Genomic DNA, 14,190 nt, shown 5'->3' on the forward strand with positions numbered 1-14,190 from the left:
CATACTTTTGGCAGAGAACTCGCAGCCTTATCCTCGCCCTCCGAGTCGCCGCCGGATGCTGCGGGGTTAGCGCCCGCAGCGTGAAACCAATCGACAGACACTGCTTCATGTGAGTCCGGCTGCGCCTCACCCACTTTCGGTGGAGCGCCCCCATCGGCCGGGGCGGGCGCACACCAGACATGATCCACTTCGCTAGGCTGCCTGCGCTTGAAGGAGGATCACCGGATACGGTGACCATGCTCTCAGTCTGCGTGCTCAGATGCACTGGAATACGCAACGAAGTTGCGCTTGCATGCACGGCCATTGGCGACGTTGCGCAGCCTCAAAAGCTTTGCTACATTTGGCGCCCCCGTTCCCCGAAGTTTCCGCAGCTACTGCGCAGGCAACTTTGGCGGCTGGCGCTCCCAGCGAAAGAGCGGGCTTCTTTACCTTTCTCTCTTTACCGATAGTTCTCTTACTGGATCGATTGCGGGTTCTCCCTTCGATCTGCCGGATCAACGTGGGCGGCCCCCCATCCGAGATCCTCGCTGGCTCGATATGGACGCATCCATTCGGCCAGAAAACCAGTAACTAGTAACTCGCTATGGGGGAGCGCCCCGAAGCATCTTCGGAAAAGCACATGGTAAAGAAAATTCCCGACGCCCCACTGTCGCAGCACTCTGCTGTCGACCTGCACCACGGCAGTCGCACAACGGAGCAACAAGCCCCGCAACAGTTCGTCCGGCTCAAGCAATTCATTGCCTTGATGGGTTGGTCGCGGTCAACTTATTACAACCGCGTTCAAGCGGGGCTCGTGCCAGCAGCACGCACCAACGGCCCCAGGACGCGTGGCTATTTCGCGAGCGAAGTGGTGGCGATCCAGCAAGCGCTGATGACCGACCCACCACGATCCGAAGCCTGCCCCAAGTAGGCCGAGTCAGCGCCCCACTTCCAAGTGGGGCAAGCGACCAGCCGGTGATGGCTCGCGCCTTCTACCGCCGACAACCTAGACGAGCAGCGGCCTGAAAACCGCTGCCGCCGTCACCACTGTTGGTCCTTAGTTTGATCATGCCTGGGCCTTCGCCTATGGCAAGCGGCGAACCTACTTCATTGCGACCTTGCTCTTAGGTACCGCGCAGGTGACCCCGAGCAAAACACCCCTCAAACATTCAGACAACAATCAACATGACCCAACACCCCTCTGGCAAGGCCCCCTTGCAGGTGACTGTTCCCTTCCCCTCAAAAACGCCGCCGTCCACCACGGTTGCACAGGACGCCATCACCCCGTTTCCCGCAGAAAGCGGCGTACTGATGTTCGCGTACACGGCCGCCCTTCCCGTCGGCTACCTCAGCACTTTCACGATCCAGCAGGTACGCACCGGGCAGCCGATCGCAGGTGTGCCAGTCCAGCGCAGCGCGGTCGAAACGTTGTTCGCCGCCCGCAATCGCGTGCTGAGCCACGTCCAGGCTCAGTCGGCCTTGTTTTCTGCCCCCGCGAACGCGGCCGCACACACGCTTCGCCATGTCGGCGAGCGTGAGTTCGACTGGGCACGCAGCGAAGGGCTGTATTGCGCAACGACCGGTATCGAACCGCGCACAGCAAAAGCGGTCATGCAGCGCATCCCCCACCCGATCCCCATGCACATGTTCGAGGGCATCAGCCGACTGAACATGGAGGCCAAGCGCCTAAGCTGCTATGTGCTGATGTTCGCGCACTTCGACGACGAGGCCGATGCCATCCGCTTCCGGGATGTGACGAGCGAGCTCTTCGATGTTGCCGTCTGCGAACCCGATCCTGCCTATCCCGCAGCCTTCTCGATGCGCAATTCGGCAGTGGAGTCGGGGCTCCTTGTCGGCACTCAGGACATCATGGTGCAGGTGAGCGAGGACAACCGGCGCTCCCACTTCTCGACCGAGCCCTTCATCGCGACCCAAGTCATCGACCGCGTGATCTGGAAGATGCGCAGCGACGGCGACTCGCTTACCAAGATCGGCATCGTCGTTGAGCTGAACAAGTCGAATGTCAAACGCCATCTCGACAAGATGCGGGCGCCTCGTCAGTCCGATGTCAATGCAGACTGGCGCAAAACCTACGACGGCCTGTTCGACATTCCTCCCCGAGGTGGCCGCCTCTTCGACATTCCGCCCAAAGACTAGGCTGAGCGGCTGCCCCCCTGAGGTAGCCCTCCCGTTTGGCTCGCGTCCGGCGCCCCGCTACGCCGGACGCGAGCCGTCTGGCAGGGATTGACTCGCTACAAGGGGCACCACCTCTCTCCACCCCCGGCAACTCGCTATTCGGGGGAGCGTTGCGGCATTTCGCGCGTTACCGCGCAACTTGCGCAACGCCGCCGACCAGCCGATCACGACCTTCACGCCAACAAATTCAGATCATCATCATGCTCAAACCCACCCGAGTCGATGCATTCGACCACGTCAAGCTTCGCCTCACAGGCCCTCTTTCGGCCGCGCAGCGCGCAGAACTGGAACTGCATTGCAGTCAACTCACGCACGAAGGCGTCGACGTTTCCTACGCGCCGAACTGGCCATATGTCCTTGAGGTGAGCCAGCCCCATGTCACCTTCTTTCCCACCTTGCTTCCGATGCTGGGCACCGCCATCGCGGCCGAGCCGGCGGGCGCCGAAGTGGCCAGGGACTACACGACGCGCTTTCGCATCGAGGCCAACCGGATGCTGCGTTATTTCCTCCAGACCGTCACGCTGCGCCACGGCCCGCAGACGATCAAGAAGTTCAAGCAGTCGGTCTACTTTGGCCGTCGCGCACGCACGCGCCGCTTGGTCCTCTATGCAGACCGGCGTTCGAAGCTCTCGACGCCGTCCAAGGGCCAGTACTGCCTGCACACAGAAGTGCGACTGAAGGGAAGCCCCGTACTCCGCGCAGCGCAACTTGGCACTGTCGCTGAATTTCACAACTTCGACTTCGATGGCTTCTGGGACCGGAACATGCGGTTCTGGGAATTTGGTTCCCGCAGCGCACTCGGCAAAAGCTTGAAAGGAAAGTCGACCAGCGACCAGGCCGTTCATGCGCGCGCCCGCAGGATGTTCAGCTCCAAGCGCTACCTCGTCGGCACGATGTTTGTGCTGCAAAAGGCGATGGCGGCGAATCCTTCGATGATCCGCGCGCTCAACCAGATCAGCGCGAAAACCTGGGAGAAAAACGCGCGCAATGCAGCACTGAACGGGTTTCGCTCTGGCTAGCGCTACGCCCCTTTCCCCCTACTGGTATAGATACCAACTTTTTCTTGCTGCTTGTTGTGGTGAGCATCGAAAACACGTCTTTCTCTTGTCGTTTTCGATGCTTTTCATCAGGTTTGGCTCGTCAGCGCAATAGCCAAAACATTACAAATTTGGCATCGGCGCTATAGAGCCGAAAACGCTCTCATTTTCGGGCTCCGTTGTTCTCTGTATCTCACTGAAAACGGAACACCGATGCCTACGCGCAGCGACTCTCATCACGTATCCGATACAGAGTCGCAGCATGAGCCCTCTCTACCCGTATCGACATGAAGAAAATTAAGCTCTCAAAAGAGGCTCGGCGCATCGCCGAAGGCACCAGCCGATACGTCGAGGTTCAGGCATGTCCTGGCAGCGGGAAGACCACAGCAGCCACCGCCCGAGTCGCCCATCTCCTGCAAACGGATCGCGCATCCAAGGTCTTGGTCATCTCGCACTCCAATGCCACGGTCGAAAACTTCAAGGCTCGACTTGGTGATCTGGGCCTGGGCGATCACGCCGGCATTACGGTCCTGACCTGTCACGCCTGTGCACTCCGGGCCGCTGGAGGCGGTATCTCGGTCCCTACGGGTCTGGAGAGCGAGGCCTACGACGAGATGCTGCGCCAAGGTACGAAGGCTGTGAAGAAACGCGGTCAGGGCGCGGTGGATGCTGACCACCTGATCATTGACGAGTACCAGGACTGCAGCGCGCTCCAAATCAAGTTCATCGCGCAACTGGCTCGCCATGTGCAGTCGATGGTCGCGCTGGGCGACAGCATGCAGGTTCTGTATGGGTTTGCCGGCGTCACCTACACGCCGCTGCAATCGGTGATCAAGGGAGTGAAAACGTTGCCTCTGTCCATCTCGTTTCGCTTGACCCGAGAGACCGCCGATCTGGCCGAAGCCCTTTCCAAGCCCATGAATGGCCCCGCCATCAAAACCAAGGCGACGGGCAAGCAGCCGAGGCGCCTCATCTCGGCGGACTCAACAACGATGGCGAAGCGCGTGGCCGCCAGCATCCGCAAGCTGATCGACCGAGGAGTGCCACCTTCTCACATTGCCGTGCTGGGCCGCAACCGCTCGACCGTCAGGCCCGTGGCGCAGGCGCTCCGGTCGGTGGAAGTGCCGTCCACCCTGCTCGGAGCCGGCTCCATGCTCGATGAGCGGTTGCTGCAACTGATTCGGGTGGTCGATGCGGTCGAGCAGCATGTCCCCGACCCGTCGCTTGCCGCTGGTAGCGGTGACGGTGTGCGCGGACGCCGGGTGCGGTATCGCGATGAGCTTGGCCTTGTGTTTGAGGACGTGATCGGCACCAACGACCTGGGTGACGTGCGACGGTCCAAGCGGTGGGAGGCCTTCGTGTCTGAAACAGCCAAGGTGGCGGTGGCACAGTCTCGCCATCTGGAAACGCGCTATATGGGCTGCGTGCAGGCCTACCTGCGCCTGCTTGGTGGCATACGGGCCGACAGGGACCTGCGCGCCCACCTGAACGCTTGGCAGCCCATGTGCCGGGTATTTGGATCGGCCGCTGAACTGCATTCGCGCGTCATTCAGGACGTGGCGGGTGATGCGGTCACCGTCACAACCATCCACCAAGCCAAGGGCATGCAATGGGACTACGTGTTCGTGGTCGGAGTGACGGACGGCGTGCTGCCCGACAGCCGGAGCAAGTCGAAAGAGCAACTGGATGAGGAGCGCCGGCTTCTGTATGTAGCCGTGACGCGCGCCCGCCAGCGCGTATGGCTGCACCACGCCCCGATGTGGAGCCGACACGCGCGCCAGACGTTCACCAAGGAATCGCGCTTCATGACCAGCAAGGCCGTGAAAGCCGCACTACAGAAGTGAGGCTGGCTTGATTGGAGTGGCCATCGCCGCAGGGGGCGTTAACAAGACCACGGAGCGGCAGGCGGTGCAGAACACCACGGACTCCGCTACCCCTGAATTTTTCCCTTTTTGCGGCTGCCTTTCCATCGGCAGCCCGGTGCGCCGGCCACCCTGATTGCCTACAGGAGCGTGGGCCGCTGGGGCTCCTTGCGATCCCGGTGGGCCTGAATGGCCTGAAACGCCGGATGCCGCATTTGCGCCTCGTCGGGCTGGTGCGGGAGGGGCGTGCTTGTGCGAAGCCCCGGTGGTCAATCCATGCCCGGACCAGCGTGTTGCCCAGCCGCGTATGGCCGCGTTCGATCAGGTCTATCGAGTTGGTCCCGTTAAAGTCTCGTTAAAAGCTAGGCAGGCGCACCGACACGAACTCCACCCTCGTGCCACTCAGCCGATCAAACACACAGTCCAGCCGCGAGCACACATGCGAACCTCGTCGCCCATAATCGACGACTTGCGACTTTCCTGCCGACCGCACCCGTCGGAACGCAGTTCCCATGGCTGACACTGAAAACAAACCCGAATTTGACTCGCCAGCGCTGCAGATGTTCGCGGGTGGAGCGACTCCGACCGAGCGCCGTGATGCCTTGACGTCACTCATTGCCGCGAAATTTTTACCCAAAAATGCTGACCATGAGGCCATTACCGCGGCCTTCTTTGGCCGCGGTCGACATTGCCGGGAGCCATTGATCGACCGTGTGCCTTCTATATTGACCTGGGAGCCGATGCGAAAAAAGATTGCGCGGTCGTCTCTCTCTGCTCGCTCATGGCGTTCCGATGTGCACGCTTTCCTACGAGGCGGGCTTCTGCGATCCCGCGCATTGCAACCGCTCGTTCAAACGGCGCTTTGACGTGCCTCCCGGCGAGCTGTGAAAAGCAGTCGTTCGCGCCGGAGAGCGTTGAGCCAGCGTGTACCCGAAGGAGGTGCTTATTGGCGCGCACGCTGCGGTCGCGTGGCGGCTGCGCCCTTGCGATGGCGTTCGAGCGTCTGTTCGATAGCTGCCGGTTGCATACGTGCTTCGATGACGAGTTGCGCCGCGCCCAATAACAGCCCGGTGCGCAGGTCCGAGCGAGCGGGAGCAATCTGCAATGTGCGCGTGGCCAGCGGCAAGCAGCGTTGATAGACCAGTTCTCTCACGCCCGCCAACAGGTACTCCTCGACAGCGATCAGCGTCCCTCCGATCACGATGACGCTCGGATTCAGCAGGCTGACAACATCGGCAGCCACTTCGCCCAGAACCCGGCCAGCCTCTCGCACCAGGTTGATGGCCTCCGGTCGATTCTTGCGAACCAGGTCGACCACGTCACGAGCGTCTTTTGCCTCAAAGCCTCTGGCACGCAAGTCACGCGCGATTGCCCAGCCCCCGGCACGGGCCTCGACACAGCCCAGCTTTCCGCAACGACACAGCGGGGCGTTCGTCGTCGAAAACTGGATGTGCCCGATATCGCCAGCGACGCCTTGCGCACCACGATAGAGCCGCCGGTCGGTCACGATCCCACTGCCGATCCCCGTGCCGGCCTTGATGAACAGAAGCTGGTCAACGTCTGGCCAAAAGCGTCGCGCTTCCGACAGCGTCATCAGATTCACATCGTTTTCGATGAGTGTGGGTGCGTCGAACTCCGCGGCAAGAAAGGCTCCAACAGCAAAATCGTCCCACCCAGCCAGCACCGAGGGGCCAAAGACGCGCCCCGTCAAATGGTCCACCGGTGCCGGCAGGCCAAGGCAGATCCCCAGCACGTCTTCCTTTGCACGTTTGAGCCGCTTCAAGAGCTTCCAGTACTGGCGGGCAATCACGGCAAGAATGGCTTGGGGACCGTCGCCGATGTCGATCGGATCGGTCGTCTCCACGAGAAGACCTGGCTCCAGATCGGTCACGGCAGAGTGCACGTGGGTCTCGCCAACGTCAGATACCAGGACGACTCCAAAGCTCTGGTTGATCTGCAGCATATTCGTTGGACGACCGCCGCTTGGCTTGCTTTGCTCGCCTTCGAGGATGAAGCCAGCCTCGAACAAGGTGGCAAGCCGTTCGGTCACGGTCGACCTGGACAAACCCGACACCTCGATCAAGGCAGATCTCGATTGCGCCTGGCCACTCGCTATCAAGGAAAGGAGGATGCCGGCACCGGAGGTCAGGCCCAACGCATGATTCGCTCCGCCCATCAGGCGCCACTCCGGGACAAATCCGGTGTCTGAACGCTTCCTCGGAACATTTGTCCATTTTTCATCAGAACATTCTATGTTCGAAGAATGGTTGATCTACCGGCCGGCGCGTTGCGGCGGACAACCGAACCGGCCCGCCATATGGTTTCGGTATTCCTTCGGGGTCATGCTTTTCAATCTGCGAAAGTGCCGGTTGAAGTTGGAAATGTTGTTGAAGCCGACCAAGTAGCAGATGCTCGAGACTTGCTGATCGCTTCTGCTCAACAGTTCGCAAGCCCTGGCAACCCGGACACGGATCAGGAAGTCGGTGTAAGTGCTTCCCGTCTCCCGTCTGAACAATCTCGAAAAGGCGTGGAGGCTGACGCCAGCGCAATGGCTGGCTTTCGACAACGGCAAGCTGTCGGCATAGTTTCGATAGACAAGCTCCAGCACCTTGTCGACCCGCGGGTCGACACCAGTCTTGCGCTGATTTCGGGTGTCCAGAATCGATGTCGAAGAGAGAGGTCGAAACCTTGGCCACTGGCTCAAGCGTTGCAGCAACCTGGCCAGGGCACTGAAGCGGGCGACTCCGGAGGAGTTCTGCACAAGGCAAAAGCCATCATGCAGCTCCTGGTCAGCGTCCAAAAACTCGATGCCGCAGTGATCGCGGCCCAATAGCGACACTGCACCGTGCAAGTCCGGGAAAAGCTCCGCGGCCCTGTGCACCAGATCTTCTGCAAAGTGAATTACGACGCTGCACTCCTTCACCTCGACCGCCGGTACATCGAAGGAGACCAGCTCGTGGGGGATGCGAGGACTGACCAGCACGATAGATCCCAGCTTGAACTTCCCTAGGTTTTCGATGTAGGTCCATCCTGACGTCTGGACGACGAAATGGAGCTCGTATTCATCGTGGAAGCGCCACCTCTCCAAGCGAGCGGGCGCTTCTTGGACGTAGCAACTGATGCCACTCGATGGCTCGAGTCCCAGTTCGATGTTTCGCGCTAACTTGCCCTCGAACACGGCATCGCATCGGGCGTGAGACAGATCTTCCATTGTTGGTTGGTATTGAGTATTTGACGATCGGCCTTGACGACCAGTTGCTGCGACCTTGAATCGGCACGGTCCGCCTGCCGCTTCGGATACGGGACTTCTTGCGCTACAGGCATGCACCGTGAGGCTTCGTTCAAGCCAAGCACTCGGCCACCAGTTGATCGGTCGGGAGCGCGCCGGTCATGATCGCGACGGCGTCGCTCATGCTGATGTTCCGGGGGTTCAGCACGGCCGCGCGCTTGCCCAGCCGCGCCACGTGAATGCGGTCGGCGACCTCGAACACATGCGGCATGTTGTGCGAGATCAGCACGACCGACAGCCCCCTGTCGCGCACGCGGCGGATCATCTCGAGCACCATGCCGCCCTCTTTCACACCCAGCGCGGCGGTCGGCTCGTCGAGGATCACGAGGTGCTCGGCGAAGGCCGTCGCGCGTGCCACGGCGACGCACTGGCGCTGGCCACCCGACAGCGTCTCGACCGGCTGCGTCATCGAGCGGATGCCGACCTTCAGCTCGGCCATGCGCTGCATGCTCTGTGCGAGCATCTTTTTCTTGTCCAGCATGCGCAGCACACTGCCGGCGAAGCCTTCGCGCCGCAACTCTCGTCCCAGGAACAGGTTTTCGGCAATGGTCATCGCGGGGGCGACGGCCAGGTCCTGGTAGACCGTCTCGATGCCGGCACGGCGGGCATCGACCGGGCCCCTGAAATGGACTGGCCTCCCACCCAGGATGATCCGGCCCTCGTCGGGCACGGTGGCGCCCGACAGGCACTTGATCAGGGAGGACTTGCCGGCGCCGTTGTCGCCGATGACCGCCAGGATCTCGCCGGCGCGCAGTTCGAAGTCGGTGCCGGCCAGCGCCGTGACTTGGCCATAGCGCTTCACCAGGCCCTGGGCCTGCATCACGATAGGGGCGTTGTTGTTCATCAGCAACTCCCACGGCGGGACAGTTGATCGACGGTGACGGCCACGATCACCAGGATGCCCGTGACGAGGACCTGGTAGACGGAGGAGACGCCCATGAGCGTCAGCCCGTTGCGCAGCACGCCGACCACCACCGCGCCGACCAGCGTGCCGAGGATCACGCCGCGGCCGCCGAACAGGCTGGTGCCGCCCAGGACCACGGCCGTGATGGCGTCCAGGTTCTCGGTCTGGCCTGCGTTCGGGTCGCCGACTCCCGTGCGCGCTACCGACAGCAGCGAGGCGATGCCGTAAAAGACGCCAGCGAGCATGTACACGCCCAACAGCACTTTCTCCGACGGAATGCCCACCAGGCGCGCGGCTTCGGGGCTGTTGCCCACGGCATAGACATGCCGGCCCGCGCCGGTCTCGCGCAGCCAGAACCAGGTGCCAAGGTACAGCAGGATCATCAGCACCGTCCCGAAGGTCACATGCGTGCCGCCGACCGGGAAGGCCCTGCCGAGCCAGGTCATCAGAGCGGGCACCTCGGTCACGGTCTGGGCATTGGAATAGAGCTGCGTAACCGCGAACGCGATGTTGAAGGTGCCCAGGGTCACGATGAACGGGGGCAGCTTGACGCGCGTGACTAGCAGGCCGTTGATCAGCCCGAAAAGGGCGGTGACCCCGATGCCGGCCAGGATGGCCAGTGGCGCAGGCACGCCCAGGTCCATCGCCAGCTTGGTCATCACGATGCTGCCCAGCGCCATGATCATCCCGCACGACAGGTCGATGCCGGCCGTGAGGATGATGAGGGTCTGGCCGATCGCGATGACGCCGACCACCGTCACCTGCTGCAGGATCAACGAGAAGTTCTCTCCGCTGAAGAAGCGATCGGTGCTGGCGCCGAAGGCGATGCAGGCGATCAATAGCGCGATGAAGGGGCCGAATTGTCCGATCGGCGGAAGTCGTTCTTTCAACGTGCTCACGATGTCTACTTGTTGCCCCAGCATTGATCCAGTCCGAACGTCGTGTCCTTGCTGTCCAACCCTTCCATCGGCTTGTCCGTGATCAGCGTGACGCCGGTGTCCACGTAGCCCGAAGCCTTCTTGCCCGTTTTCGCATATTCAATCCCTGCTTCGACCCCCATGCTCGCCATGCGCAACGGGTACTGCTGCGCGGTCGCGGCGATCATTCCCGACTTGACGTTCTTCACGCCGGTGCAGCCGCCGTCGACCGAGACGATGAGCACGCCTTTTTCCTTGCCTGCCTTCTGCAGCGCCCTGAACGCGCCGGCGGCGGCCGGTTCGTTCAGCGTGTAGACGAGATTGATGCCCGGGTCCTTCTGCAGGCAGTTTTCCATCGCGGTCTGGCCGCGCGGTTGATCGCCGAAGCTGTCGGCCATGCAGACGATCTGCGGCGCGGACGACAGCGTGTTGCTCGTCGCGTCGGCGGCGGGAAGGCCGAAACCGGCCATGAAGCCGTTGTGCCGCTGGGCGCCGACCGGGTGGCCGGGATAGAGGTCCAGGGTCGCGATCCTGGGCGTCTTGCCCGCCATCGCTGCCTTGGCGTAGCGGCCGATCAGAACCCCAGCGGTGTAGTTGTTGGTGGCAAACAGCGCATCCGTCGCGTTCTGCGGATCGGCGGGACTGTCGAGCGCGATCACCATCACGCCCTTGGCCTGGGCTTTCTTGATGGCGGGCACGATGGCCTTGGAGTCTCCCGGGGTGATGAGGATCGTGTTGGCACCGGCTGCCAGCATGTTCTCCATGGCTGTGACCTGCCCGGCGTTGTCGTTGTCGAACTTGCCGGCGGCCGTCAGCAGCTTGGCGCCTCCCGCATCCGCGGCCTTCTTCGCGCCTTCCTTCATCTTGACGAAGAACGGGTTCTGATCAGCCTTCGTGACCAGGCCGATGACAGCCGGCGTTTCAGCGGCATACAGCGCGCTTGAAAAGGCCAGCACGGAAAACGCAAGGGGAACCGTCAATGTACGCATGAATGTCTCCTGTGGATTGCACCGAAAATCGCACCCGCTCAACTCATCACGTTGCCGCCATCGACGTTGAGCGTCTGGGCCGTGACGTACGAGGCTTCGTCGCTGGCCAGGAAGATGGCCGCGCCGCAGATATCCTTGGGCTCGCCCATGTAGCCCAGCGGCACTGAGGCGCCGACCTGGCGTTTCTTTTCGCCGATCGGCAGGTTTTCGTAGTGGGCGTATTTCGCATCGACGCTGACCCACATGGGGGTCGAGATGACGCCCGGAGAGATGGCATTGACCCGGATGCGATGCGGCGCCATGGCCATCGCGGCGCTTTGCGTATAGCTGATGACGGCCGCTTTGGTGGCGCAGTAGTGCGACACCATCGACTCGCCGCGGCGACCGGCTTGCGACGCCATGTTGATCACCGCGCCGCCCTGCACCTTGGCCGCGACCATCCGCGCCAACGCCTTCTGCATCATGAAGAACATGCCCTTGACGTTGACGGCGAACAGCCTCTCGTAGCTCTCCTCGTTGCTCTCCAGAAAGGGCGCCATGTCGAAGATCGCCGCGTTGTTGAAGACGGTGGTCGTCGTGCCGAACCGATGTTCGGCCGCATCGAGGAGGCGCTCGATCTGGGCCGCGTTCACCACGTTCGTTTCCACATAGATCAAGCGATCAGCGAACTCTTCTTGAAGCGCGACCAATCCCGGCGAAGGCTGGGGCCCGATGTCGGCGACCGTGCAGCAAGCTCCTTCATGGAGAAAGGTTTCGACGACGGCCAGGCCGATGCCTCCGGCCCCGCCGGTCGCGATGATGTTTTTTCCTCGAAGACGATCAGTCATTTCAGTTTCTCGGTTGTAGGTAGATCAATGGGAAGGCGTGCAAAGAGATCTATGCGCCTTACTTGTAATAGCCGGCCTTGCGCATCTCGCGGTCGGTAATCTGCTGCGATGCCTTCAGGGCGGCGTCCACGCTCTGCTTGCCCGCCAGGGCGGCGCTCAATTGCTGGCCTACACCGATGCCGATCACCTGAAACTCGGCGATGGCCGGGGTCTGGATGCCCGTGTAAGGACTCTTCGGCAGGGTGGAGTCATACGGATTCGTGCTGTCAATGGCCGTTTTCTCCGCGCTGGCGAAGGACGCCGCCTTCAGAAAATCGGGATTCAGGTAGGTGCTTTTGCGCGTACCCGTCGGCACGCTCCCCCAGCCTGAAGACTTGGCCACCAGGTTGATGTATTCCCTGGAGGTCGCCCATGCGATGAATCGCTGGGCGGCATCGACATTCTTCGATCCGGCGGGAATGCCGAGCGACCATGCCCACAGCCAGTTGGCGCCTTTGGGCGTGACCTGCGTGGGGGCCTGCGCGAAGGCCACCTTGCCGGCCACCTTGGACTGCTTCGGTTCCGAAATGAACGAGGCCGCGATCGTTGCGTCCACCCAGATGCCGCACTTGCCTTCGTTGAACAGCGCGAGTATTTCGTTGAAGCTGTTGGAAGCCGACCCGGGAGGTCCGTAGTTCTGCAGCAGATTCACATAGAGGCCGACGGCATCCTTCCATGGCTTCGATTCGAGTTGCGGTTTCCATTTCATGTCGAACCATTGCCCTCCGAAGGTATTGGCCATGGTGGTGATGAGCGCCATGTTGTCTCCCCAGCCCGGCTTGCCTCGAAGGCAGATGCCGTAGACGCCGTTCTTCGGGTCATGAATCTTTGCAGCCAGGTTCTTGACTTCGTCCCAGGTCGGGCGATCCGGCAGTTGCACGCCCGCCTTGTCCGCCAGGTCCTTGCGGTACATCAGCATCGAACTCTCGCCGTAGAACGGGGCCGAGTAGAGCTTTCCGTCGAGCGACAAGCCGCTACGCATCGCCGGCAGCAGGTCGTCGATGTCGTAGCCGGGGCCGGGCTTCAGCTCTTCCAGCCAGCCCCTCTTGCCCCAGATCGGCGTTTCATACAAGCCGATCGTCATGACGTCGAACTGCCCTCCCTTGGTCGCGATGTCCGTCGTGACGCGCTGCCGCAGGATGTTCTCCTCCAGCGTCACGAACTTGACCTTGATGTCAGGGTTGGCTGCCTCGAAAACCCCGGTGTGCTTCTGCATCTCGATCATGTGGCCGTTGTTCACGGTCGCAACGACGATCTCGGAAGCCTTGGTGGTCAGTGCCATCAGCACAAGCAAACCGGTGGCCATGAAACGCTTCAACATTTTTTATCTCCCTATCAGCGGTTGTGAACCTCACAAGACGAGTCTTGCGAGCAAGAGGGTGCATGATCCACTTATGACGTTATTCATACATAAGGCAAACCATTAGGTATCAAATAACACTTATCGTGCGGCGAGGCACGACTGACCTTCGCGGTTGAAGAGGTGGAGCACCGACGGGTCGAGCTCGACCGCCACGTCGTCGCCCGCCTGCAGGGGCGTGCGGTCGTTCTGCCGCGCGATGAGCGGCACGCCGCCCACATCGACGTGGATCAGCGTGTCCGCGCCCAGCGCCTCGATCAGCTCCACGCGGCCCAGCACATCCGACACCGGCGCGCCCTGCTTCGGGTGCACGCGCAGGCCTTCGGGCCGCACGCCGAGGAAGCCGTCGTTCGGCAAACGGCCGCCGGTGGCTGCCGAGAAACTCGGAATCGCGCTCGCCGACACCATGTTCATCGACGGCATGCCGATGAACTGCGCGACGAACTGGTTGGCCGGGCGGTCGTACAGCTCCAGGGGCGTGCCGACCTGCTCGATCAGCCCGTCCTTGAGCACCACCACGCGATCGGCAAGCGTCATGGCCTCGACCTGGTCGTGCGTCACGTAGATCGTGGTCGCGCCGAGTGCGCGGTGCAGCTTGTGGATTTCGACGCGCGTGTTGCCGCGCAGCGCCGCATCGAGGTTCGACAGCGGCTCGTCGAAGAGGAACACCTTCGGCGCGCGCACGATCGCGCGCCCGATGGCCACGCGCTGGCGCTGGCCACCCGACAGGTCCTTGGGCGTGCGGTCCAGGTACTGCGTGAGGTTCAGCGTTTTCGCCGCGTACTCGACCT

At 61.8% G+C, this 14,190-nt stretch carries 13 protein-coding genes; 5 read left to right on the top strand and 8 right to left on the bottom strand.

Annotated features, from left to right (window positions below; translation table 11 throughout):
• Positions 1 to 619: 619 nt before the first annotated feature.
• From NU688_RS16765 to NU688_RS16785, 5 genes are all read left to right on the top strand, one after another.
• Positions 620 to 910, top strand: a complete 291-nt coding sequence (locus NU688_RS16765) for an AlpA family transcriptional regulator (protein ID WP_257861840.1) — start codon at positions 620 to 622, stop codon at positions 908 to 910.
• 254 nt (positions 911 to 1,164) lie between these two features.
• A complete protein-coding gene (locus NU688_RS16770) occupies positions 1,165 to 2,136 on the top strand; it encodes a hypothetical protein (RefSeq protein WP_257861841.1) in 972 nt (323 codons plus the stop codon).
• Positions 2,137 to 2,375: 239 nt separating this feature from the next.
• Positions 2,376 to 3,194, top strand: coding sequence for a hypothetical protein (locus NU688_RS16775; RefSeq protein WP_257861843.1), 819 nt, complete (start codon positions 2,376 to 2,378; stop codon positions 3,192 to 3,194).
• 305 nt (positions 3,195 to 3,499) lie between these two features.
• Positions 3,500 to 5,056, top strand: a complete 1,557-nt coding sequence (locus tag NU688_RS16780; RefSeq protein WP_257861844.1) for a 3'-5' exonuclease — start codon at positions 3,500 to 3,502, stop codon at positions 5,054 to 5,056.
• 530 nt (positions 5,057 to 5,586) lie between these two features.
• Entirely contained in the window at positions 5,587 to 5,940 is a 354-nt protein-coding gene (locus NU688_RS16785; RefSeq protein ID WP_257861845.1) for a hypothetical protein, read from the top strand.
• A gap of 77 nt (positions 5,941 to 6,017) precedes the next feature.
• Here NU688_RS16785 and NU688_RS16790 read toward each other — a convergent pair whose 3' ends face one another.
• The 8 genes from NU688_RS16790 to NU688_RS16825 all read right to left on the bottom strand — a co-directional run.
• Positions 6,018 to 7,229 (bottom strand): ROK family protein, encoded by a 1,212-nt coding sequence (locus NU688_RS16790; RefSeq protein WP_257861846.1) that lies wholly within the window; start codon positions 7,227 to 7,229, stop codon positions 6,018 to 6,020.
• A gap of 117 nt (positions 7,230 to 7,346) precedes the next feature.
• The gene (locus NU688_RS16795; protein ID WP_257861847.1) at positions 7,347 to 8,285 is read right to left on the bottom strand and encodes an AraC family transcriptional regulator; all 939 of its coding nucleotides are present in this window, start codon (positions 8,283 to 8,285) and stop codon (positions 7,347 to 7,349) included.
• A 130-nt stretch (positions 8,286 to 8,415) separates the two neighbouring features.
• A complete protein-coding gene (locus NU688_RS16800) occupies positions 8,416 to 9,207 on the bottom strand; it encodes an ATP-binding cassette domain-containing protein (protein ID WP_257861848.1) in 792 nt (263 codons plus the stop codon).
• A complete protein-coding gene (locus tag NU688_RS16805; protein ID WP_257861849.1) occupies positions 9,207 to 10,166 on the bottom strand; it encodes an ABC transporter permease in 960 nt (319 codons plus the stop codon). Before NU688_RS16805 ends, NU688_RS16800 begins: the two co-directional genes overlap by 1 nt.
• Before the next feature lie 5 nt (positions 10,167 to 10,171).
• Positions 10,172 to 11,173: a sugar ABC transporter substrate-binding protein gene (locus NU688_RS16810; protein ID WP_257861850.1), complete on the bottom strand. Its 1,002-nt coding sequence runs from the start codon at positions 11,171 to 11,173 to the stop codon at positions 10,172 to 10,174.
• 38 nt (positions 11,174 to 11,211) lie between these two features.
• On the bottom strand, positions 11,212 to 12,000 hold the full coding sequence (locus NU688_RS16815) for an L-iditol 2-dehydrogenase (RefSeq protein ID WP_257861851.1): 789 nt from the start codon (positions 11,998 to 12,000) through the stop codon (positions 11,212 to 11,214).
• 58 nt (positions 12,001 to 12,058) lie between these two features.
• Positions 12,059 to 13,345 (bottom strand): sugar ABC transporter substrate-binding protein, encoded by a 1,287-nt coding sequence (locus tag NU688_RS16820; protein WP_374684659.1) that lies wholly within the window; start codon positions 13,343 to 13,345, stop codon positions 12,059 to 12,061.
• A gap of 135 nt (positions 13,346 to 13,480) precedes the next feature.
• On the bottom strand, positions 13,481 to 14,190 hold a 710-nt coding region (locus NU688_RS16825), incomplete at its 5' end, for an ABC transporter ATP-binding protein (RefSeq protein ID WP_257861853.1).

Origin of the sequence: Variovorax sp. ZS18.2.2, from assembly GCF_024701975.1 — a bacterium.
Taxonomy (GTDB): domain Bacteria; phylum Pseudomonadota; class Gammaproteobacteria; order Burkholderiales; family Burkholderiaceae_C; genus Variovorax.